The organism is Pseudomonas sp. LFS044, from assembly GCF_047978245.1.
Taxonomy (GTDB): Bacteria; Pseudomonadota; Gammaproteobacteria; order Pseudomonadales; family Pseudomonadaceae; genus Aquipseudomonas.
In genome coordinates, this window is sequence record NZ_JBFPFX010000007.1 from 204,683 (window position 1) to 226,325 (window position 21,643).

The 21,643-nt window shown below is 63.0% G+C and carries 23 protein-coding genes and 2 pseudogenes; 20 read left to right on the forward strand and 5 right to left on the reverse strand.

Annotated features, from left to right (window positions below; genetic code table 11):
• The first annotated feature begins 68 nt into the window (after positions 1-68).
• The 4 genes from ACNQPL_RS08465 to ACNQPL_RS08480 are packed head-to-tail and all read left to right on the forward strand — an operon-like array spanning position 69 to position 2,645.
• Complete coding sequence (locus ACNQPL_RS08465) at positions 69-860, forward strand: ParA family protein (protein WP_387527690.1); 792 nt, start codon at positions 69-71, stop codon at positions 858-860.
• Positions 857-1,726, forward strand: coding sequence for a CheW domain-containing protein (locus ACNQPL_RS08470; protein WP_416466433.1), 870 nt, complete (start codon positions 857-859; stop codon positions 1,724-1,726). Before ACNQPL_RS08465 ends, ACNQPL_RS08470 begins: the two co-directional genes overlap by 4 nt.
• A gap of 42 nt (positions 1,727-1,768) precedes the next feature.
• Positions 1,769-2,248: a chemotaxis protein CheW gene (locus ACNQPL_RS08475; RefSeq protein WP_003254393.1), complete on the forward strand. Its 480-nt coding sequence runs from the start codon at positions 1,769-1,771 to the stop codon at positions 2,246-2,248.
• 1 nt (position 2,249) lies between these two features.
• A complete protein-coding gene (locus ACNQPL_RS08480) occupies positions 2,250-2,645 on the forward strand; it encodes a DUF2802 domain-containing protein (RefSeq protein ID WP_346614008.1) in 396 nt (131 codons plus the stop codon).
• A 177-nt stretch (positions 2,646-2,822) separates the two neighbouring features.
• Here ACNQPL_RS08480 and ACNQPL_RS08485 read toward each other — a convergent pair.
• Positions 2,823-4,457, reverse strand: a pseudogene (locus ACNQPL_RS08485) (glycosyltransferase); the annotation flags it as partial.
• Between ACNQPL_RS08485 and ACNQPL_RS08490 the strand changes: the two are divergent.
• Positions 4,456-5,175 (forward strand): autoinducer binding domain-containing protein, encoded by a 720-nt coding sequence (locus ACNQPL_RS08490; protein WP_243567400.1) that lies wholly within the window; start codon positions 4,456-4,458, stop codon positions 5,173-5,175. The pseudogene ACNQPL_RS08485 and the gene ACNQPL_RS08490 overlap by 2 nt on opposite strands.
• Here ACNQPL_RS08490 and ACNQPL_RS08495 read toward each other — a convergent pair.
• The 4 genes and pseudogenes from ACNQPL_RS08495 to ACNQPL_RS08510 all read right to left on the reverse strand — a co-directional run.
• A pseudogene (locus ACNQPL_RS08495) lies at positions 5,168-6,292 on the reverse strand (dermonecrotic toxin domain-containing protein); the annotation flags it as partial. The gene ACNQPL_RS08490 and the pseudogene ACNQPL_RS08495 sit on opposite strands and share 8 nt — an antisense overlap.
• Before the next feature lie 66 nt (positions 6,293-6,358).
• The gene (locus tag ACNQPL_RS08500) at positions 6,359-6,697 is read right to left on the reverse strand and encodes an EscU/YscU/HrcU family type III secretion system export apparatus switch protein (protein ID WP_346614010.1); all 339 of its coding nucleotides are present in this window, start codon (positions 6,695-6,697) and stop codon (positions 6,359-6,361) included.
• A complete protein-coding gene (locus tag ACNQPL_RS08505; RefSeq protein ID WP_416466435.1) occupies positions 6,694-8,250 on the reverse strand; it encodes a flagellar hook-length control protein FliK in 1,557 nt (518 codons plus the stop codon). The genes ACNQPL_RS08500 and ACNQPL_RS08505 overlap by 4 nt, the downstream gene beginning before the upstream one ends.
• 126 nt (positions 8,251-8,376) lie before the next feature.
• Positions 8,377-9,969: a hypothetical protein gene (locus tag ACNQPL_RS08510; RefSeq protein ID WP_416466436.1), complete on the reverse strand. Its 1,593-nt coding sequence runs from the start codon at positions 9,967-9,969 to the stop codon at positions 8,377-8,379.
• A 269-nt stretch (positions 9,970-10,238) separates the two neighbouring features.
• On the opposite strand from ACNQPL_RS08510, the gene ccmA reads away from it, so the two are divergent.
• From ccmA to ACNQPL_RS08585, 15 genes are all read left to right on the forward strand, one after another.
• Positions 10,239-10,871 (forward strand): cytochrome c biogenesis heme-transporting ATPase CcmA, encoded by a 633-nt coding sequence (ccmA, locus tag ACNQPL_RS08515; RefSeq protein WP_346614013.1) that lies wholly within the window; start codon positions 10,239-10,241, stop codon positions 10,869-10,871.
• On the forward strand, positions 10,859-11,536 hold the full coding sequence (gene ccmB / locus ACNQPL_RS08520; RefSeq protein ID WP_013973563.1) for a heme exporter protein CcmB: 678 nt from the start codon (positions 10,859-10,861) through the stop codon (positions 11,534-11,536). The genes ccmA and ccmB overlap by 13 nt, the downstream gene beginning before the upstream one ends.
• A gap of 46 nt (positions 11,537-11,582) precedes the next feature.
• Positions 11,583-12,347 (forward strand): heme ABC transporter permease, encoded by a 765-nt coding sequence (locus ACNQPL_RS08525; protein ID WP_346614014.1) that lies wholly within the window; start codon positions 11,583-11,585, stop codon positions 12,345-12,347.
• Positions 12,347-12,523, forward strand: coding sequence for a heme exporter protein CcmD (gene ccmD / locus ACNQPL_RS08530; RefSeq protein ID WP_346614015.1), 177 nt, complete (start codon positions 12,347-12,349; stop codon positions 12,521-12,523). The genes ACNQPL_RS08525 and ccmD overlap by 1 nt, the downstream gene beginning before the upstream one ends.
• Entirely contained in the window at positions 12,520-12,975 is a 456-nt protein-coding gene (gene ccmE, locus ACNQPL_RS08535; protein WP_346614016.1) for a cytochrome c maturation protein CcmE, read from the forward strand. Before ccmD ends, ccmE begins: the two co-directional genes overlap by 4 nt.
• Complete coding sequence (locus ACNQPL_RS08540; protein ID WP_346614017.1) at positions 12,972-14,960, forward strand: heme lyase CcmF/NrfE family subunit; 1,989 nt, start codon at positions 12,972-12,974, stop codon at positions 14,958-14,960. The genes ccmE and ACNQPL_RS08540 overlap by 4 nt, the downstream gene beginning before the upstream one ends.
• Complete coding sequence (locus ACNQPL_RS08545; protein ID WP_346614018.1) at positions 14,957-15,493, forward strand: DsbE family thiol:disulfide interchange protein; 537 nt, start codon at positions 14,957-14,959, stop codon at positions 15,491-15,493. The genes ACNQPL_RS08540 and ACNQPL_RS08545 overlap by 4 nt, the downstream gene beginning before the upstream one ends.
• The gene (locus ACNQPL_RS08550) at positions 15,490-15,966 is read left to right on the forward strand and encodes a cytochrome c-type biogenesis protein (RefSeq protein WP_346614019.1); all 477 of its coding nucleotides are present in this window, start codon (positions 15,490-15,492) and stop codon (positions 15,964-15,966) included. Before ACNQPL_RS08545 ends, ACNQPL_RS08550 begins: the two co-directional genes overlap by 4 nt.
• Positions 15,959-17,149: a c-type cytochrome biogenesis protein CcmI gene (gene ccmI / locus ACNQPL_RS08555; RefSeq protein ID WP_416466437.1), complete on the forward strand. Its 1,191-nt coding sequence runs from the start codon at positions 15,959-15,961 to the stop codon at positions 17,147-17,149. Before ACNQPL_RS08550 ends, ccmI begins: the two co-directional genes overlap by 8 nt.
• Before the next feature lie 12 nt (positions 17,150-17,161).
• On the forward strand, positions 17,162-17,584 hold the full coding sequence (locus ACNQPL_RS08560; RefSeq protein ID WP_346614021.1) for a hypothetical protein: 423 nt from the start codon (positions 17,162-17,164) through the stop codon (positions 17,582-17,584).
• 441 nt (positions 17,585-18,025) lie between these two features.
• Positions 18,026-18,964: a 2-hydroxyacid dehydrogenase gene (locus ACNQPL_RS08565; RefSeq protein ID WP_416466438.1), complete on the forward strand. Its 939-nt coding sequence runs from the start codon at positions 18,026-18,028 to the stop codon at positions 18,962-18,964.
• 102 nt (positions 18,965-19,066) lie between these two features.
• Positions 19,067-19,474 (forward strand): GFA family protein, encoded by a 408-nt coding sequence (locus ACNQPL_RS08570; protein WP_387527737.1) that lies wholly within the window; start codon positions 19,067-19,069, stop codon positions 19,472-19,474.
• Between the two features lie 74 nt (positions 19,475-19,548).
• On the forward strand, positions 19,549-19,887 hold the full coding sequence (locus ACNQPL_RS08575) for an FKBP-type peptidyl-prolyl cis-trans isomerase (RefSeq protein ID WP_416466439.1): 339 nt from the start codon (positions 19,549-19,551) through the stop codon (positions 19,885-19,887).
• A 308-nt stretch (positions 19,888-20,195) separates the two neighbouring features.
• The gene (locus ACNQPL_RS08580) at positions 20,196-20,711 is read left to right on the forward strand and encodes a hypothetical protein (protein ID WP_416466440.1); all 516 of its coding nucleotides are present in this window, start codon (positions 20,196-20,198) and stop codon (positions 20,709-20,711) included.
• Positions 20,712-20,944: 233 nt separating this feature from the next.
• Positions 20,945-21,607 carry a histidine phosphatase family protein gene (locus ACNQPL_RS08585; protein ID WP_346614026.1) on the forward strand — a complete coding sequence of 221 codons (663 nt, stop codon included), beginning with the start codon at positions 20,945-20,947 and terminating at the stop codon, positions 21,605-21,607.
• Positions 21,608-21,643 lie beyond the last annotated feature (36 nt).

Here is a 21,643-nt window from a genome sequence, read left to right on the forward strand (position 1 = left end):
CTGCCGGTGATCGCCGGCAAGCCGGCTCCCACAGGGGGCCGCGGCATCAATGAATCAAGAGTTGTCCTATGAGAGTCTGGGCAGTAGCCAATCAAAAAGGCGGGGTCGGCAAGACCACCACCACCATCGCCCTGGCCGGCCTGCTGGCCGAGGCGGGCAAGCGCGTGGTAGTCGTCGACCTCGACCCCCACGGCTCGATGACCAGCTATTTCGGGCACAACCCCGATGCCCTGGAGCACAGCTGCTACGACTTGTTCCTGCACAAGGGCCAGGTGCCTGACGGCCTGCCCGGGCAACTGCTGCTGCCTACCAGTCACGAGCGCATCTCGCTGCTGCCGTCGAGCACCGCACTGGCGGTGCTGGAGCGTCAGTCGCCCGGGCAGAGTGGCCTGGGCCTGGTGGTCGCCAAGAGTCTGGCGCAGTTGTGGCAGGATTTCGACTTTGCCTTGATCGACAGCCCGCCGCTGCTCGGCGTGCTGATGGTCAATGCCCTGGCTGCCAGCCAGCAGTTGGTGATCCCGGTGCAGACCGAGTTCCTGGCAGTCAAGGGCCTGGAGCGGATGATCGGCACGCTGGCCATGATCAACCGTTCGCGCAAGCAGGCCTTGCCGTACCAGATCGTGCCGACCCTGTTCGACCGCCGTACCCAGGCCTCGCTGGGCACCCTCAAGGTGCTGCGCGATACCTATGAACAGCAGGTATGGCAGGGCTATATCCCGGTCGACACACGCTTGCGCGATGCCAGCCGCAACGGCGTCACGCCGTCACAGTTCGATGGCAAGAGCCGCGGCGTGATCGCCTACCGGGCGCTGCTCAAGCACCTGCTCACCTACAAGACTGCCGTGCAGGTGGCGTCATGACCGTGAAGACCGGCACCCGGCCGCAACTGGCGCTGCAGTCGTATCTCGATGGCCTGCTGCAGGAAGCCACCGAGGCTGAGGACATTCTTGATCTGCCCGCTGCGAGCGACGAGTTTGCCGCCGCCGTGCGCGAGGAGCAGGCCCGTGATGTGCGCCAGCAGGCCCCTGTTGCCAGCAGCGTTGCGAAGCCTTTCGCCGAACCGCAGCTGAAGGTTCTGCCAACGGTTTTGCCTGTCGAAGAGCCGGTGGTGGCGGTGGTCGAGGCCGAGGTGGTGGCCGAGGCCAGCATCCCCGTCCTGACTGAGGTCCGGGCCCCTGAACCGGTCGCGCCGCTGGTCGAAGTGTACCTGCCTGCGCCGGATGTGCCAGCACCGCCCGCCACGCTCGACGGTCGACCGGCCTGGGCTGCCGAGCCGTTCGAGTGCCTGCTGTTCGACGTCGCCGGGCTGACCCTGGCGGTGCCGCTGGTGTGCCTGGGTTCGATCTACAGCCTGCAAGGCCAGGAGCTGACGCCGCTGTTCGGCCAGCCTGACTGGTTTCTCGGCATCCTGACCTGCCAGGCGGGCAACCTGAAGGTACTGGACACCGCACGTTGGGTGATGCCCGACCGCTACCGCGACGATTTTCGCCAGGGCCTGCATTACGTGATTTCCGTCCAGGGCTATGAATGGGGGCTGGCGGTGCACCAGGTCAGCCGCTCGCTGCGCCTGGACCCGTCCGAGATCAAGTGGCGCAGCCAGCGTGGCCAGCGCCCGTGGCTGGCCGGCACGGTGATCGAACACATGTGTGCGCTGCTGGACGTCGCCGAACTGGCCGAGCTGATCGCCAGTGGCGCGGTCAAACAGCTGCATGCCAAACACAAATAACTGCGAACACACCGCCATTGGCGGATTTTGAGGGCTAGGGGAATGAAAAAGTCGTCTGCACAGGGTTCTGAAGATCCGATCCTGCAGTGGGTAACCTTCCGGCTGGACAACGAGTCCTACGGCATCAATGTGATGCAGGTGCAGGAAGTGCTGCGTTACACCGAGATCGCCCCGGTACCGGGCGCGCCCAGCTACGTGCTGGGCATCATCAACCTGCGTGGCAACGTGGTGACGGTGATCGATACCCGTCAGCGCTTCGGCCTGATGCCCACCGAGGTGACCGACAACACCCGTATCGTCATCATCGAGGCCGACAAGCAAGTGGTCGGCATCCTGGTCGACAGCGTGGCCGAGGTGGTCTACCTGCGCCAGTCGGAGATCGAGACTGCGCCGAACGTGGGTAATGAAGAGTCTGCCAAGTTCATCCAGGGCGTGTGCAACAAGAACGGCGAGCTGCTGATCCTGGTAGAGCTGGACAAGATGATGACCGAGGAAGAGTGGTCCGAGCTGGAGAACATCTGAGTTGATTTTCGAGGTTGCTGTCATCTTCCTGGCGCTGCTGTGGGCGCTGAGCCTGTGGTTTTTCCTCAACTACAGCAAGCGCCAGCGCGAGCTGGCTGCCCAGCAGGCCCAGGGTGATGCGCTGCGTGACCAGCGCATCAAGGACCTGGCCAAGCGCCTGGATGACTACCAGAACGGCACCGTGCGCATGGGCGAAGCCATCCACGCATTGCGCACCGAGGTGGCCACTGTGCCCGACCGGCTGGAGCGCCTGGAGCAACGTGACCCGAGCAATGTCACCTTCAGCCAGGCAGCCAAGCTGGTGGGCATGGGCGCGAGCATTTCGGAACTGACCGAAACCTGCGGGCTGACCCAGGCCGAGGCGGAGCTGATGAGCAAGCTGCACCGGGCTCCTTGACGGCGGTTGGGAGGTATCGGGGGCCAGGTCGAGGTTCTGCTGTCGTGCCCCGCGCCTATTGCAGCGCCGGCTTGACGATCGGGACGGGGCACACGGCTGAGCAGAGACGTGACATGACGTACGCCTGCCTGGCCAATCGCTGACGAGGGGGTGGAGGGAAGCGTTACGGACGTCATCTCAGTTATTCACCCACGAGTGGTTGCCGCCGACCTTGGCAAAACGGTTCAGGGGCAGGAGCTTTCTCAGCGCTGCGTTGGCCTGTGCAACGTCGATGAAGCTATAGGTATTGATACGCGGCATGGTGTGCAGGTTGATGATCTGGCGCAGGGTACGCAGGCCCAGCAGGTGGCGGTCGACGACCTCGGTGACCAGCGCTGGGCCGGTCATATAGCTGAGTTTGCTGGCATAGCGGTAAAAACCCGCCGGGTCCTGCGCCAGGCTCGGGCGGCTGTCGTAGAAGTCTGTGGCGGTCTGATAACGTGCGAGCATTTCCTCGGAAATCGCCTCGAGCACTGGGTTGCCTGGGTGACTGCCGATGAGGCTGGTGTTGTACAGACAGTTCATGCTCATTTTCTCGTTGGACATGGGGGGTGCCAGCAGCAGGCCACTGGGCCCGGTGTGCAGCGCCACCTGATCGATCGATTCGCTGGGCTGCCCTACCGGCTGTCCATTGATGATCTCGGGGTGCTCCCCGGCTGCCAGCAACGAATCGTCGACATCCATGTACAAACCGCCTTCGTGATGCAGCATCGGATAACGCAGAACATCGGAGGCCGAGGCGTAGTTGGTCGCAATGCCCCCATTGCCATCCAGTGCTGCCTCGTATTGCGCGTGATAGCGGCTCTGGCGGAACGCTCGGAAGAAAGCCTGCTCTTCAAGTGGAAGCACCTGCAGGCCGGGCGCCCGGGCTGCCAGCAGGCTTGCATTTTGTTCATAGGCTGTAGGCGAGGCCTTCGACAGGAACAGCCGTAGGCTGTATTCACTGTCGCTGAGGCGCTCAGCGTTGGCGGCAAGGTTCGCCAGTAATGGTTCGCTGATGACGTTGTCGCCGACCCACAGGCTGGATATCCGTTTGGGAATTGGCGCGCTTTCTGGCGCCAGTGTCGGGACATGCACCGGCAGCGGCAAATCGATACCCATGGCACGCAGGCTGCGGGTGCGCATGGCGTCGGTCACTGGGCGGGGCATTTTGAGGGCGACCAGGTCGCGGCTGTTGGGGACGGCGATGAATGCTGGCGGGTTGACGTCGTTCAGGTCGCCCTCGCGAATGAATGCATCCCGCTCCAGGTCGTAGACCACATGCGCGTTGTAGCCCTCGATGCTGGCGTCGAGGGTATCGAGTTCGCCATCGTAGCGCGGTACACGTACCACTGCTCCGGCAATATCCGGGTCGCCTTCGGCAAGCGGCGCGATGGGGTAGTGGTTGTGAAAATAGACCGCTCCCTCTGGCTCTGGTAGCCGCGGTGGACTGGTCGGGCTCAACGGATAGCCGAACTGCCCGTTGACCTCGCGTGGCATGACAAAACCGTCACTTTTGAATTCGAACAGTGCCTTGATGCTTGCCGTACCTTCTATCGCCAGCGGTGCGGCGTTGAACAGCCCCCAGGCTATGTCGCCAACACCGTCCTGCTTGGCTTTCAGGCTGCCGCCATTGATCACCTGGTCCAGGCCCAGGCCCAGCTGGGCAATGCCTCCGATCGCCAGCAGCGGTGCCAGCCCTGGAACTACCAGGCACAGGGGTGCCAGCAGGTTGAGGGTATTGGTGAGGTAGCCACGCCATTTGCCCTTGGTTACCTGGCTATCGGTGGTAATGGAGCTGCGCTGGCAGGACGCCTACCATCAATTCAGCGCCGCGGAGAACGAGCAGCAGCTCTTCCAGCGGATCGCCGCGTATTCGAAGCGCCTGGGCTTCGAATACTGCTGTTACGGAATCCGGGTGCCGCTGCCCGTGTCGAAATCGGCCGTCGCGATCTTCGACACCTATCCGGACGGCTGGATGGCGCACTATCAGGCGCAGGACTACATCAAGATCGATTCGACGGTCCGCGACGGTGCGCTCACCACCAACATGATCGTCTGGCCGGACGTCGACGAGGTCGCGCCATGCCCGTTGTGGGAAGATGCGCGCGAGGCCGGGTTGTCGGTCGGCATCGCGCAGTCGAGCTGGGCCGCGCGCGGCGCGTTCGGCCTGCTGAGCATCGCGCGCCATGCGGATCGCCTCACGCCTGCCGAAATCGACATGCTCACGCTGCAGACCCACTGGCTCGCGAACCTGTCACATTCGCTGATGAGCGGCTTCATGGTGCCGAAGCTCGCGCCAGCGGCAAGCGTCGTGCTGACGGCGCGGGAACGCGAAGTGCTGTGCTGGACCGCCGAAGGCAAGACGGCATGCGAGATCGGTCAGATCCTCGGCATCGCGGAGCGGACGGTGACTTTTCACGTCAACAACGTCCTCGTGAAGCTTGGCGCGACCAACAAGGTGCAGGCGGTCGTCAAGGCGGTCTCGGCGGGGCTCATCGATATGTTCTGATGACAAAGTCTGCATCGTCGTAACTGCGCTGGCGCTGGCGCTCGCTCAAGGCCGCGAACATATCCCCGGTCAGTTTGGGGTTGTATTTGCCAGGTTTGTAGTTCACATAGGTTCTGGGTGCCCAGACGCCATCATCGTTGAAAAAGCCATGTTCAGGCGGCAGTCGGTGCCGGTTTGGATAATCGCCAAGGCCCTCGAGGGCCGTGTCCAGACCACTGAAATCGAGGCCTGGGGGGCGGTCGGCGAGCCTGAAGTGCTGCTTGAGTGCCTCGCGCCGGGTAGGGTCCTTGCACTGATCGCCCACCCAGTCCTTGAGTAGGTTTTCGCTTTCGAATTCAAGCAAAGGCGAGCTGTTACCTGGCATGTACAGCAGGGTCAGATCGCTGTCGGGGTCATTGATGTACAACAGATCGGTGGCCGCGTAGCCATAGATGTTCAGCGTGCTCAACCGAATTTTGCGGCGTCGCGGCATGAGCCCGGCGGCTCGCCAGGCCAGTTTGCGGGCGGCATCGCTGAGGCGGCCCTGGCTGACCTGGGCGTTGCAGGCCGCGATGAAATTGAGCTTACCGGCCAGGCGATGATTGTCCTGGTGCTGCTGCCAGTAGGTGTCGAGCATGGCTTTGAACGGGCCATGAAAATCCAGTTGCTCGATGAAGCGCTGGAAGGCTTCGGCCGGGATCTGCACGTGCGTCGAGGCATCGTAACGGGCGGGCTCGGTGCGCTTGAACAGCCCGTTGTAGACTTCGAATGCAGCACCCTGATAGCTGAAGCTCGGCGCCGGCAGGCGCTCGACCAGCCTCAGCGGCCCTTGCGGAAAAGCCCCAGCCCACGGCGCTGCGAACAAGGCGCCGAACAGGTTGTTGGCGGATTCGCCCTGCCAGTTGCCGAGCAGGGCCTGGGTCATGCTCTGGGCCTGCTGGACCGTTGCCAGGTAGCCCTGTTCATCGGGCCGGTAATGGAGTGTGACCACATCGACCTGATCGGGGTCGATATCCACACCTTGCCCGGCCAGCCACTGGCGGATCAGGCGGTTGGCTTCACGGTCCGGGCGTGGCACATTGGCCAGATGGTCTACTACGAACTGCACGCCGTCGGCGTTGATTTTGCTGTCGATCATGGCGGTCACCTTGTTTGCGAGGCTGACAAGGGTGGGCGCATGGCAGTGCCGGGTGGCGGTAGATAGTTAAAGCCCAGCGCCAGGCAGCAGCGGCGGTGCCGGGGTGATATCGCGCTCGGCTGCAGGCGCATCGTCGAAGCCGACCGGCACTTTGCCGCGCAGTCGCCAGGCAAAGGCGATGATCTCGGCGATGGTCAGGTACAGTGCCTCGGGGATCTGCTCGCCCAGCTCAAGGCGCGCCAGCAGGCGAACCAGCTCGGCGTTTTCATAGATTGGAATTTCATGCTCTCGGGCGATCGCGAGGATGGCCTCGGCCAGATCGTCGTCGCCTTTGGCGGTGAGCGTTGGCGCCTGTTGGCCGTCGTAGCTCAAGGCGATGGCCTGGCGCAGTGTGGTGTCACTCATGCGGTTTCGTCCACCCAGCGTTGTTCCACCCGGGTGTGCGGGCCCTGCGGTGGGATGCCTGCATGGCACTCCAGGTCACCGACAACCAAGCCGCGAGCCAGCAGGCATCCACGCAGTTCACCGAGCTGTTTGTCTATCAGTTGCGCGGTCTGTTCACGTTCAGCCCACAGCTGGCCCGACAACCGCCCTTGGCTCAGTTGCGCCTGGACTTGCAGGGGGCCAAGCGGAGCCAGGTCGAAGGCAAGGTCGATGCGCCACAGCGCCTGCAGTGGGTCTTGTCGCCCGCGCTTGCGCTCGGCCTGCTGCTCTGGCGTTTGTTCGCGCTGCAACTTCATCTGCAAGGGGATGAAGTCTTGGCCGTGGCGTACCGGGATCTCCGTCTGCCAGGTAGTCTGCAGATTGCCGTTATCCAGCGTGCCTGATTGCTGCAGGCTGCTCAGGGCGTGGCTTTGCAGGCGCGAAATCGCAGCAGCGGCCAGGCGCAACAGTTGCTGCAGATCGCTTTCGTATTCCATGGCCTGCAGCAGCCGCGAGGGCAGCGGAAAGGCCCCGGACGGTGTCCGCGGGCTGACCCGGTCGAGCATGCCTAGCGCGTTGCGGGCCATGGCCGGCAAGGCCTGGGCCAGGGTGGCGGAGGCGGTCAGCGGGTTGCTCGGCGCGTTCGCCGAGGCCTGGGCCACCAGCCGCAGCAGTTGAGACTTGAGGTCGCTGGCCATGTCGGCGCTGAAGCCGCCGAGCAGCTTGGCCTCAAGGAAAACGCCACTGTTGTTCAGGGCCTGGGCGAGTGCTCTACCGTCGCTGAGCTGGCGAGCATCCGGCAGGCTTGCCAGCAGGCTGTTGGCGCTGCTGCGCACTTCGCCATCGCTGCTCGCGCTGCTGGCAAGCTGCTGCAGGGCGTTGAGCAGGCCGGGCAGGGACGCCTGGCGGCCTTGCTGGGTGAGCAACTGCTGGGCGATGTTCAACTGGCCTTGGCGCCCACTGAGCGGCATGAAGCGCAGCGACTGGTCGCCTTGCACCAGGGCGCTGAGCAGGCTGCCGACCGGCAGCGGGCGAGGGCTGTCGATGGTCAGTGTGGCGCCGGCCTGGGCGGTGTTGAGCAGGCTCACCAGCGAGCGGAAGCTGGCAGCTTGCCCTGGGTTTTGCGGCAACGGCTGGTTGGTCAGGACCTTGCCCTGCAGCAAGGTGCCCACTGGGACCTTGCTGGTATCGAGCTGGACCAGGGTGGCGACATTGCTGGCACTGGCCTGTTGCACCATCACCGCCAGGCGGTTGCTTTGCGGCTGGCTGACGGTGATCTGGCTGCCTGGCGCAATCGGCTGGCTGGCATTGGCCTGGACCTGGGTCTGGGTGCCATTGGCCTGGATCACCTGCAGCACCAGCTGGAAGGTGCTACCGGTCTGACGCAAGGTCAGCACTTCGGCCTGCGCCGTCTCACCGGGTTTCAGCAGGCCGGGTTGGGCCTGGGACAACCTTAACAACTCACCGGCCATTGCGACCTTGACCGCCTGGTGACCGATGGCGGTTGATGCGTTGAGGCCATTGATGTCAGTCATTTTTGCTTACCGCAATTTGTCGAGTGGGGCGGCCAAGCGGCGACCCCACGAATCTGGAGCATTCTTGTCAGGGTAACGGCAGCAAGATCGATGACTTGAAGCGTTGCTTGGGAGAGTGATGATAGGTCACGATCCCTTGTACAGTTCGATGAGTTCACTCACGCTGAACTGGGCCGGGATTACTATCCAACACCAGTACCATTTACGTTCGTCAGGTTCAATGGCCGCCAGCACCGTCAAGCGAGTAGCTGCGCTGTCGGAAAGGATGACGACGCCTCGTTCATCGACTGTGCCTTCACCGACGAGAAACGTCCATTCAATGGTAGCGGGGTCCACCACCACTGGATTCCCCCCACCGCGCGGGTGATAGAACATTGATAAACGCAAGTTGCCCTGATGTTCGTCGGCTTGAAAGAAGTGGGTCGGTGCGGTATGCAACACCGTGTGATAGCAAAGAGATGGCTCCTGGCCGACTTTGCATACCAGGGTGTCGACGCTCAGGGGAAGCTCTGGGAGACTGGCTTTAAGTGCGCAGGGCACGTTGGTTTTACCCTCGTCGTAAGCCGTCGAAGCGTCGGGAGCAGGCGGAACGTACTTCCATTGCTTATCAGTATTCAGCAAGGTTCCCACTGCTGGATTGCGCAATTCCCAAGTCGCTGAATCGGTGGGAGGGAAAGTCTCCAGTTTATAGGCCCCGGCGCCTTCATTGTGTACGATGAAGACAGGATTGGCAGCATAATCCGCGCGCCGCCGGGTGTTACTCTCAAGGAGTGGCTCAGAATATGCGTAAATGCCCACACTTTCTTGCCTAACAGCGGTATCCCTTTCAGCAAGCTTGAATGACTCGACCATGCCCCCAGCCAACAGGTCGCACAGGTACTCAATACCTTCCGTGCTGAAACCTGACGCACGCATCTGGGACGTGGAGAAAAACGTGGTAGCCAGGTAGGGGAGCCGCCATGGAATTAAGAGATTCTTGGTAACGATAAGGTATTTCTGGCCGTTAGGGTCAGGTAGCGTGGGATTGGCGTCGGGTGCGGCCACATGTACCAGTGTCTGGTGGGCGTCTGCGCTGGCCCGATGCGTGCGTATGAAAAGGTTCACGGGTTTCACGCCGGCAAAGGGTCGGCCTTTCTTCAGCGTGAACGTCTGGTCAGGGGCATTGCGCAAGTGTGTGGCCAGGCCCCTTGCACCCTCCTCGTCACGATTACTGCCTTGCGCATCGCTGAGGAAAAAACGTGGTGCGTGGCCCCAGCCCAGGCTTATGGCACCATCCTCCGCAAGGATGGCGCTGTTTTCAGCTGCGTAGTATTCGGTATTGAGATACTGACCCCCGCTGGGAAGAATCGTGATCTTGAAGGGGGTTCGCAAAGGATGGCCATCCGATCGAGACAGCTCCGTCTCCATACGCCAGGTGATCGGTTCGCGTATGGTCAGTATGGTGTCCGCCAGCGTCGTTTTGTCGACGATCAGACGGCCCCGGCCGAGCGTCGAAGAAACGGCTCGCCAGGTTTGCCCTGGGGTAATCGTGTCGATGCCGTTGATCACTTTTTCCGGCCAATCGTGCTGGGATTCCTGGAGCCTTGTCAGTAGAAGGTTAAGCGTATCGGTGTCGTAGGCAACTATTGCCATACTGCCCCTGAGAAAGCTTCCTTCCGAAGGACGGCCCTGCGCCCAGTTGATGATGTCATCCGCAGTCTGCTGAGGTACCGAGTTCATTTCGTCTCTCCGATGAATGGCCCAGTTCGAGCATGACCGGCGCAAAAAAACGGCACAACTGTCAGAATTGTCAGGTCAGGCTGTGCTTGTTGCGCATGCCTGGTGCAACGAATGGTTTTGTTGATCTCAGGCATGACTGTATACAATCATGCGGATCTATCGCTTGGCAGCGTTGCCATGGATGTAATAATGCGTGCTGCCCTTCTCAGCCCAGAAGCAAGCGCAGGTAAATGCATCGACCGTTCGTTCAATTTGCATAAGGCGAATCCGTGACCCTTCACCTCCAAGCCGCAGGCCTGGCCTGCGAGCGCGACTGGCGCCTGCTGTTCGAGCACCTCGATTTCGAGTTGCGCCCGGGCGACATGCTGCAGATCAGTGGCCCCAACGGCAGCGGCAAGACCAGCCTGCTGCGCCTGTTGGCCGGGCTGATGCAGCCGACCGCCGGGCAGATCCTGCTGGGCGGCAAGCCATTGGCCGAACAACGGCATGCCTTGGCCAGCATCCTGCTGTGGATCGGCCATGCTGCGGGCATCAAGGACCTGCTCACCGCCGAGGAAAACCTGGCGTGGTTGTGCGCGCTGCACCAGCCGGCCAGCACCGAGGTGATCTGGGCTGCGCTGGCGGCCGTCGGCCTGCGCGGTTTCGAAGACGTACCCTGCCATACCCTGTCTGCCGGCCAGCAGCGCCGGGTGGCATTGGCCCGGCTGTACCTGGACAGCCCGCCACTGTGGATTCTCGACGAGCCGTTCACGGCCCTCGACAAGCAGGGCGTGGCTCAGCTCGAAGCGCACCTGGCGGCCCATTGCGAGCAGGGCGGCACCGTGGTGCTGACCACCCATCACAGTCTCGATCGCAAGCCTTCCGGCTACCGCGAATTGAACCTGGGGCAATGGGCGGCATGAGCGTATTCATTCTGTTGCTGCGCCGCGAAGCGCGGCTGTTGTTCCGCCGGCCGGCAGAGCTGGCCAACCCACTGGTGTTCTTCGCCATCGTGGTGGCGCTGTTCCCGCTGGCGGTTGGCCCGGAAAGCCAATTGTTGCAAACCTTGTCGCCAGGCTTGGTCTGGGTCGCGGCCTTGCTGGCCGTGCTGCTGTCGTTGGACGGGCTGTTCCGCAGCGATTTCGAGGACGGCTCCCTGGAGCAATGGGTGTTGTCACCGCACCCGCTGGCGCTGCTGGTGCTGGCCAAGGTCCTGGCACACTGGATCTTTTCCGGGCTGGCGCTGGTATTGTTGGCGCCACTGCTGGCATTGATGCTGGGGCTGCCGAGCCATTGCCTGCCGGTGTTGCTCGGCTCGCTGCTGCTGGGCACGCCGGTGTTGAGCCTGCTGGGCGCGGTTGGTGCGGCGTTGACGGTGGGCCTGAAGCGCGGCGGGTTGCTGCTGGCGTTGCTGATTCTGCCGTTATATATCCCTGTGTTGATCCTGGGCAGTGGTGCGTTGCAGGCGGCATTGCAGAATATGCCGGCCACCGGCCATCTGCTCTGGCTGGCCAGCCTCACGGCCCTGGCAGTCACACTGGCACCCTTTGCGATAGCGGCCGGCCTGAAGATCAGCGTCGGTGAATAACGAGTCCCGGGCTCTCAAGCCCGGCTAATACCCTGGATGTACCCTGATGAAAATGAGCTGGACGTGGTTCCACAAACTGGGCTCCCCCAAATGGTTCTATGCCATCAGCGGCCGCATGCTGCCGTGGCTGACCGTCTCCGCCATCCTGCTGCTGGCCACCGGGGTGGTCTGGGGCCTTGCGTTTGCCCCTGAGGATTACCAGCAGGGCAACAGTTTCCGCATCATCTATATTCACGTGCCGGCCGCCATGCTGGCGCAGTCCTGCTACGTGCTGCTGGCGGTCGCCGGGGTGGTGGGGCTGGTGTGGAAGATGAAGCTGGCCGATGTTGCCCTGCAGTGCGCTGCGCCCATTGGCGCCTGGATGACCGCCGTGGCGCTGGTCACGGGGGCCATCTGGGGCAAGCCGACCTGGGGCAGCTGGTGGGTGTGGGATGCGCGGCTGACGTCGATGCTGATCCTGTTGTTCCTGTACTTCGGCATCATCGCCCTGGGCCAGGCGATCAGTAACCGTGACAGCGCGGCCAAGGCCTGCGCGGTGCTGGCCATCGTCGGGGTGATCAACATTCCGATCATCAAGTATTCGGTTGAATGGTGGAACACCCTGCACCAGGGCGCCACCTTCACCCTGACCGAAAAGCCCGCCATGCCCGCCGAGATGTGGCTGCCGTTGTTGTGCACGGCGCTGGGCTTCTATTGCTTCTTCGGCGCCGTGCTGCTGCTGCGCATGCGCCTTGAAGTGCTCAAGCGCGAAGCGCGCGCCAGCTGGGTCAGGGAAGAGGTGTTGAACAGCCTGGGTCGGAGGGCCGCGTGATGAGCTTTTCTTCATTCGGCGATTTTCTCGCCATGGGCCACCATGGCCTGTACGTCTGGTCGGCCTACGGCATCTGCCTGGCGGTGCTGGCGCTCAATGTCGCCGCGCCATTGCTGGCCCGCCGTCGCTATCTGCAAGAAGAGGCGCGCCGTTTGCGCCGGGAGAACAACCAGTGAATCCGCAGCGCAAGAAACGCCTGTTCCTGATTCTCGGCCTGTTGGTCGGGGTCGCGGTTGCCGTCGGCTTTGCCTTGAGCGCCCTGCAGCAGAATATCAACCTGTTCTATACCCCGACGCAGATCGCCAATGGCGAAGCGCCGCTGGACACGCGCATTCGCGCCGGTGGCATGGTCGAGAAGGGCTCGCTCGAGCGCTCGGCCGATTCGCTCGATGTGCGCTTCGTGGTCACCGACTTCAACAAGTCGGTGCCGATCACTTACCGCGGTATCCTCCCCGACCTGTTCCGCGAAGGGCAGGGCATCGTCGCGCTGGGCAAGCTGAATGCCGAGGGCGTGGTGGTGGCCGATGAAGTGCTGGCCAAGCACGATGAAAAGTACATGCCGCCGGAAGTCACCAAAGCCCTGAAGGAAAGCGGCCAGGCGGCCACCGGTACGGAGGCCAAGCCATGAACGCAGCGCTGGTAATCCCTGAACTCGGCCAGTTGGCGATGATTCTGGCCATCTGCTTTGCCGTGGTTCAGGCCACGGTGCCGTTGCTCGGCGCATGGCGTGGCGACAGCCTGTGGATGAGCCTGGCACGCCCGGCCGCCTGGGGGCAATTTGCCTTCCTGGCGTTTGCCTTCGCCTGCCTCACCCACGCCTTCATGACCGACAACTTCTCGGTCGCCTATGTGGCCAGCAACTCCAACAGCGCCTTGCCCTGGTACTACAAGTTCAGCGCCGTGTGGGGCGCGCACGAGGGGTCGTTGCTGCTCTGGGCGTTGATCCTGGGTGGCTGGACCTTCGCCGTCTCGGTGTTCTCGCGCCAGTTGCCGCAAGTGATGCTGGCGCGGGTGCTGGCGGTGATGGGCATGATCAGCGTGGGGTTCCTGAGCTTTCTGATCATCACCTCCAACCCCTTTCAGCGCCTGTTGCCGCAAGTGCCGACCGATGGCCGCGACCTCAACCCATTGCTGCAGGACTTCGGCCTGATCGTCCACCCGCCGATGCTGTACATGGGCTACGTGGGTTTTTCCGTCGCCTTCGCCTTCGCCATCGCCGCCTTGCTGGGCGGGCGCCTGGATGCGGCCTGGGCCCGCTGGTCGCGGCCGTGGACCATCGTCGCCTGGGCGTTCCTCGGCGTGGGCATCACCTTGGGCTCCTGGTGGGCCTATTACGAGCTGGGCTGGGGCGGCTGGTGGTTCTGGGACCCGGTGGAAAACGCCTCGTTCATGCCTTGGCTGGTGGGCACGGCGCTGATCCACTCGCTGGCGGTGACGGAAAAGCGCGGCGTGTTCAAGAGCTGGACCGTGCTGCTGGCGATTGCCGCGTTCTCGTTGAGCCTGCTGGGCACCTTCCTGGTGCGCTCCGGCGTGCTGACCTCGGTGCATGCGTTTGCTGCCGACCCGTCGCGCGGCGTGTTCATCCTGATTTTCCTGCTGTTTGTGGTCGGCGGCTCGCTGACCCTGTTCGCCCTGCGCGCCCCGGTGGTGAAAAGCCAGGTCGGCTTTGCCCTGTGGTCCCGCGAAACGCTGCTGCTGGCCAACAACCTGGTGCTGGTGGTGGCGGCTTCGATGATCCTGCTCGGCACCCTCTACCCGTTGGTGCTCGATGCGCTCACCGGCGCCAAGCTGTCGGTGGGGCCGCCGTACTTCAACGCGCTGTTCCTGCCGCTGATGGCGTTGCTGATGATCGTGCTCGGCGTGGGTGTGGTGGTGCGCTGGAAGGACACCCCCGGCAAATGGCTGGCCAGCATGCTGACCCCGGTGCTGATCGGCAGCGCCGTGCTGGCGCCCGTGGCAGGCTTCATCGTCGATGACTTCGACTGGCCGACCCTGACCGCCTTCGCCTTGGCGGCCTGGGTGGTGCTCAGCGGGCTGCGCGACGTGCTCGACAAAACCCGCCACAAGGGCCTGGCCAAGGGCGTGCGTGGCCTTACCCGCAGCTACTGGGGCATGCAGCTGGCGCACCTGGGCCTGGCGGTGTGCGCCTTGGGCGTGGTGCTGTCGAGCAACAACAGTGCCGAGCGTGACCTGCGCCTGGCACCGGGCGAAAGCGTCGAGCTGGGTGGTTACCAGTTCCTGTTCCAGGGGGCCAAGCACTTCGAAGGCCCGAACTTCATCTCCGACAAGGGCACCGTTGTAGTCAGCCGTGACGGCCGTGAAGTGACCACGCTGCACCCTGAAAAGCGCCTGTACACCGTGCAGCAGTCGATGATGACCGAGGCGGGCATCGATGCCGGCTTCACCCGTGACCTGTACGTCGCCCTTGGCGAGCCGCTTGAAAACGGCGCCTGGGCCGTACGTGTGCATATCAAGCCTTATGTCCGCTGGATCTGGCTGGGTGGTCTGCTGACCGGCCTGGGCGGTTTGCTGGCGGCCTTCGACCGGCGCTACCGCGTCAAGGTCAAGACCCGGGTGCGTGATGTCCTGGGCGTGTCTGGAGCAGCTGCATGAAGCGTTGGATCATGGTGGTGCCACTGGCAGTATTCCTGCTGATGGCGGTTTTCCTCTACAAAGGGCTGTTTCTCAAGCCGGATGAGTTGCCGTCGGCAATGATCGGCAAGCCGTTCCCGGCGTTCTCCCTCGCCTCGACTCAAGGCGATCGCAACCTGACCCAGGCCGACCTTCTCGGCCGCCCGGCGCTGGTCAACGTATGGGCCACCTGGTGCCCGTCGTGCAAGGTCGAGCACCCGTACCTGAATCAACTGGCCCAGCAGGGCGTGGTGATCCATGGCATCAACTACAAGGACGACAACGCCGCCGCCGTGAAGTGGCTGGCCGAGTTCCACAACCCGTACCAGCTGGACATCCGCGACGAGCAGGGCGGCCTGGGCCTGGACCTGGGGGTATACGGTGCGCCGGAAACCTTCCTGATCGACGCCAAGGGCATCATCCGCTACAAGCACGTCGGCATCGTCGATGCCACGGTGTGGCGCGAGCAGTTGGCGCCGCTGTACCAGGGCCTGGTGGACGAGGCCAAGCCATGAAGCGCTGGCTTGCTGCCGCCGTGCTCGGCTTGAGTGTGGCTGGCATGGCCAGGGCAGCCATCGATACCTACCAGTTCCGCGACGACGCCGAGCGCGAGCGCTATCAGCAATTGACCAAGGAACTGCGCTGCCCCAAATGCCAGAACCAGGACATCGCCGATTCCAACGCGCCGATAGCCGCCGACCTGCGCCGCGAGATCTTCCGCATGCTTGGCGAAGGCAAGAGCAACCAGCAGATCGTCGACTTCATGGTCGACCGCTATGGCGACTTCGTGCGCTACAAGCCGGCGCTCAGTGGGCGTACCTGGTTGCTCTGGTTCGGCCCGGGCATTCTGCTGGTGGGGGGCTTCGTGGCGCTGGCGGTCATTGTCCGTCGGCGTCGCGTGCCGGCTGCCCAAGGCTCGCATGAGCTGTCCGTCGAAGAACGCGAGCGTCTCGCCAAACTGCTGGATAAAGAACAGAACCATGACTGAATTCTGGCTAAGCGCGGGCCTCTTGCTGCTCGCCGCCCTCGGCTTTTTGCTGATCCCGATCCTGCGTGGCCGGAGCCGCCAGCAGGAAGAAGACCGCACCGCATTGAACGTTGCCCTGTATCAGGAGCGTGTCGCCGAATTGGCGGCCCAGCAGGCCGCTGGTGTACTGGACGCAACGCAACTGGCCAACGGCCGCGATGAAGCTGCGCGTGAGCTGCTGGCCGACACCGAGGGTGCCGAGGCGCCGCGCCAGGGCCACCTGGGCAAGGTGCTGCCCCTGTTGGCCGCGGTGCTGGTGCCAGCCATGGCGCTTGGCTTGTACCTGCACTTTGGCGCCGCCGACAAGGTCGAGCTGACGCAGGAGTTCGCCGCAGCGCCCAAGTCGATGGAAGAAATGACCACGCGCCTGGAGCGCGCCGTCCAGGCCCAGCCGGACTCCGCCGAAGGCCTGTACTTCCTTGGCCGCGCCTACATGGCCGAGCAGCGCCCGGCAGATGCCGCCAAGGCCTACGAGCGCGCCGTCGCCCTGGCCGGCCGCCAGCCCGAGTTGCTGGGCCAGTGGGCCCAGGCTCAGTACTTTGCCGCCAACAAGCAATGGAGCCCGCAGGTGCAGGCGCTGACCGACGAGGCGCTCAAGGCCGACCCGAACGAAGTCACCAGCCTCGGCCTGCGTGGCATCGCCGCATTCGAGGGCGAGCGTTATCAGGAGGCTATCGATTACTGGAAGCGCCTGCTGGCGCAATTGCCTGAAGGCGATGCCTCGCGGGCAGCGCTGCAAGGCGGCATCGACCGCGCGGCTGAGCGCCTGGGCAGCACCGGTTCCAAGCCTTCGGTAGCGGTAGCTGCGCGCCTGAAAGTGCGGGTTGAACTGGCAGCCGCCCTGAAGGACAAGGTCAAACCCGACGACACCGTGTTCATCTTCGCCCGTGCCAGCAACGGCCCGCCCATGCCGCTGGCGGCCAAGCGAGTGACCGTGGCGCAGTTGCCACTGGAAGTCGAGTTGTCCGACGCCGATGCGATGATGCCGCAGATGAAACTGTCCGACTTTGCCGAAGTCCAACTGGTTGCACGCGTATCGCGCGCGGGCCAGCCCACCCATGGCGAGTGGATCGGCCAGGGCGCACCGCTGGCCAACACTACCCAGGCCCTTCAGCACCTGACCATCGACAGCCCCGACCCGTAAGAGAACACTGCCATGCGAAACGCCGTCCGCCTGACCCTGATCACCCTGGCCTTGGGTTTGTCCGCGTGTACGGTGCGTGAGCCGTACGAGCAGCCGGCACCGCCGATCGAGACGGTGCCGCCGCAAAAGGGGCCGGTGGTCAAGCCGTTGCCGGGCAGCCAGCCTTCCACCCAGCCGAGCAAGCCTGCGGCGATCCCCAAACCGATGCCGCGCACGTCCGCAAGCTTTGCCCCGCCACCGGGTGGGGCAAGCCACTGGGACCCTAAGCTGGGTGTGTATGTGCTGGAGAAAAAGCCCAACACCTTCTACCGGCAGCGCACCTATTACCGCTATGAAAACAGTGGCTGGAGCTGGTCGCTGAGCCCGGATGGCCCGTGGCAGGAAACCGACAGCAGTGGCGTGCCGGGCGGGCTTGGGCGGGCGTTCGCGCAGTAAACGTGTGGGCTTGTAAGTGCTCGTCGATGTTTTTGTGTGGCCCTTGAGATCGAGCGCCGCCCGCGCGGCGCTTCGCGGGGCAAGCCCGCTCCCACATTTGTTGCAACGCGCCGTTCCAGTCAGGCCATGGTTGTCAGCCTTGGCGCATGGCTGAAGACAGGCGGGGCGCCGGCAGCGCCAGTCGAAACATCGCGTCATGCCAACAAGGCTGACAACTATGGCCTATCAGGCCATGGCACGTTGCAACAAATGTGGGAGCGGGCTTGACCCGCGAAGCGCCGCGCGGGCGGCGCTCGATCTCAAGAGCACTGAAGATCCCAAGGCAAGCGCTTAGCGATGCGCCGCGCGGGCGGCGCTGGATCTCAAGGGCCACACAAAAACATCGGCAAGCGCTCACAGACTCCCCATAATGCCCCTTCGAATTCGAGCCGGAGGGTGAGCATGAGGAAAACAGTCCTGGTACTGGTGGAGACCGTCGACGATTACCTGCCGCTGCTGGAACAGGCCGGCTACCGCCTGATACGCGCCCCGTCCCCGCAACTGCGCGCCGACGCCATCCAGCGCCATGCCGCCGAAATCGATGCCGTGCTCACTCGCGGCCCATTGGGCCTGACCGCTGCCGAAATCGAAGCCTTGCCCAAGCTGCAGATCATCTGCGTGATCGGCGCCGGTTACGAACAAGTAGACCTGGCCGCCGCCGCTGCCCGTGGCATCACCGTTACCAACGGCGCCGGCGCCAATGCCGCGGCTGTGGCTGATCACACCCTGGCCATGCTGCTGGCGCTGCTGCGCGACATCCCGCGTGCCGATGCCAGCACACGGCGGGGCGAGTGGAACCGGGTGATCAGCCCCTCTGTGAGCGGCAAACGGCTCGGCATTCTCGGCCTGGGCGCAGTGGGCCTGGCCATTGCCAAACGTGCCAATCTCGGCTTCGACATGACCGTCAGTTACCACAGCCGCACACCACGCCAGGACGTACCCTACGCCTGGTACGAGAGCCCTGTGCAACTGGCTGGTGCCGTCGACATCTTGGTTGTGGCCACCCCTGGCGGTGCCAATACGCGTCATCTGGTCGATGCGCAGGTGCTGCAAGCGTTGGGCACCGAGGGCTACCTGGTGAATATCGCCCGTGCCAGCGTGGTGGACACCCAGGCGCTGGTCGAAGCATTGCAGCGTGGCCAACTGGCTGGCGCTGCACTGGACGTGTTCGATGACGAACCGGCCGTCCCCGATGCCCTCAAGGCCCTCGACAACACCGTGCTCACGCCCCATGTCGCCGGCCAGTCGCCGGAGGCTGCGCGTGACACGGTCGCCCTGGTGCTGCGTAACCTGCAGGCCTTTTTTGCCGGCGAGCCGGTGCTCACCCCGGTCAAATCGTAACCCTCGCTTTCGATCCAGGCCGGCGCTGGCCCGCCGGGGCTGCGAGCCGTTGTGCGGGGGCGATCTATACTTGCCCTCCCAGCCAACGCGAGGAGCCCCACCATGACCTTGGAAAAGCACGGCAGTTGCCTCTGCGGCGACACCCGGATGCACGTCACTGTCGACAACACCCGCATCTGTGCCTGCCATTGCAGCATGTGCCGCAAATGGACCGGTGGGCCGTTGCTGGTCGTCCATTGCAGCCAGCCGCCGCAGGTCGAGGGACGCACGCCCAGCGTCTATGACTCCTCTGACTGGGCCCAGCGCGGCTTCTGCGGGCGCTGCGGTACTCACCTTTATTACCGGCTCAAGGCCAATGACGCCTATGCGGTGCCGGTGGGCCTGCTCGACGGCGATGATGCCTGGGATTTCGACTTGCAGATCTTCGTCGAACAGAAACCCGCTTGGTACTGCTTCGCCAACCAGACCACCGAGCTGACCGGGGAGCAAGCGTTCGAGCAGCTGGGTTGAGCGGCGCCTGCTTGCCAAACACGTGGATTCCTGAGAAAAGGGCGGCCATGATTTTTCACCGTTGGAGGATGCCCATGAGCAGCGAACTGCAGATCACCGACCTCGTCGAAGGCGAGGGTAAAGCCGCCGTCAAAGGTGCCCTCATCACCACCCAGTACACCGGCTGGCTGGCCGATGGCAGCGAGTTCGATTCATCCTGGTCGCGCGGCAAACCCTTTCAGTGCGTGATCGGCACCGGCCGCGTGATCAAGGGCTGGGACCAGGGCCTGATGGGGATGCGCGTGGGTGGCAAGCGCAAACTGCAGGTGCCAGCGCACCTGGGCTATGGCGAGCGCAGCGTGGGGGCGATACCGCCGAATTCGGACCTGACGTTCGAGATCCAGCTGCTGGAAGTGCTGACGCGAGATGGTTGAGTAGTCCACTTCCTGCGCAAGGTCGAAAAGTACTACATGCCCTGTTGACCCGCGTCTGATTGAGAGGTGAATCCGGTATGGCTACCCTTGCAAACAGGTTAAGTGAAGGGGTAAATCCATGAAATCGTATTTTTCCTCGCGCGCAGTGCGTGAGGCAAACGCTTTGCTGGTCGCGTCGGGGGCACGAATGGAAATTGAGCTGCCGCGAGAATTGACAGCCATTGTCAGCAGCACGAGAAAAACACGCTCGGAGTTGAAGGCTGCGTTCGAGGCCGCCTACTCTCGGATACAAAAGGGGTAACAGCCTGATGGCCGACGGTTGTTACAACCACATTTATTCGGTCCTTGTAGAGAATGAGCAGGACACATTGGGGGTCATTGCGTATTCGTTGTATAAACGGCAGAAGATCGAATACATCAAAACATTCAAGGTCAAGTACGGCAGGGAGCCAAAGGACGACGACCTGACGCCGTTCCACGATGTGAGCAATAGTGAAACCCAACTTGAAAGCTACCGTAACCAGGCCAGCCAGCTAGCTCAGGGCTTTCTCGATGCATCTATCTCTACACAGGCGATGGAGCTCCAACAGTACTATTCCGACAAGGCCAGCAGTGAGATCAGGAATGCCAAACCGGGCTTTTGGCTTGGGGTGGCACAGAGCCTCGTGGGTTCCGTTCTGTTCGTGTTCATGCTCGGCTTCCTTGTGATTTTCACCTGGAGCCTGAATCAAGGCCCGAAACAGGTGATCGAGCAGGTTTTCGACGTGACCATCATCAATACCGTTTCCACGCAAGACTCCGCCCAGCTACCCTCGCTGCAATGAAAACGAGGTCCGGATATCCACCTTCCCAGAAATAATTCAGCAACACCCATGCCTTAGCTTAAGCGTTGCCCACGGAACGGCATTCACGCTCAAGGAGGAACCAAACGGGTTGAGGGCACTCTGACCCCTACTCGTTGCCAGGGATGGCATTCACTACAGGGACGCCTGGGCGCTTCAGCCATGGGCAATGTGGCGGGTCAACCCGATACTCATCGCCACAAGAGCCTGCTTACATGAAGTTGCCAACTTTCCTTCGACGTCGACGCCACCTGCTGCTGAGCCTGGCCCTCGTCGCTGCGGCCGTGCCACTGGCACTGGAGGTGGTCGAAAGCCGCGCTGAACCGGTGGACGGTACCCAGACGCTGGTGTTTCTGCGCCATGCCGAAAAGCCCGGTGAAGGGTTGGGGCAGTTGAACTGCCAAGGGTTGAATCGAGCGCTGGACCTGGCCACGCTGCTGCCTGAGCGTTTCGGCAAGGCCGATTACGTGTTTGCTGCCAACCCCACGCGGCATGTCGAAGAAGGCAGTACCGACCAGAGTTACAGCTACATCCGCCCGTTGATGACCATCACCCCCAGCGCCATCCGTCTGGGCTTGCCGGTGAACATCGATTACGGCGCCAACGACACGGATGATCTCGCAGACGAACTGCTCAGCGAAAAATACCGCAACGCCACCGTCTACACGGCCTGGTCCCATGGCTACCTGCCCGAACTCATCAATACCGTGGCCGGCAAGGCGCTGGGCGATGAGCGGGTGATCACCGAGGACTGGAACGGCGATGACTTCGACACCCTGTATGTGCTGACCCTGACCTGGCACGACGGCAAGGCCAGCCTGCTGAGCCGTAACGTGCGCCAGGGCCTGAATGGCGGCGAGCATAGCTGCCCGACCTGATCCACTGTTACTGTCTAGGTACGGGAGCCGAAACAG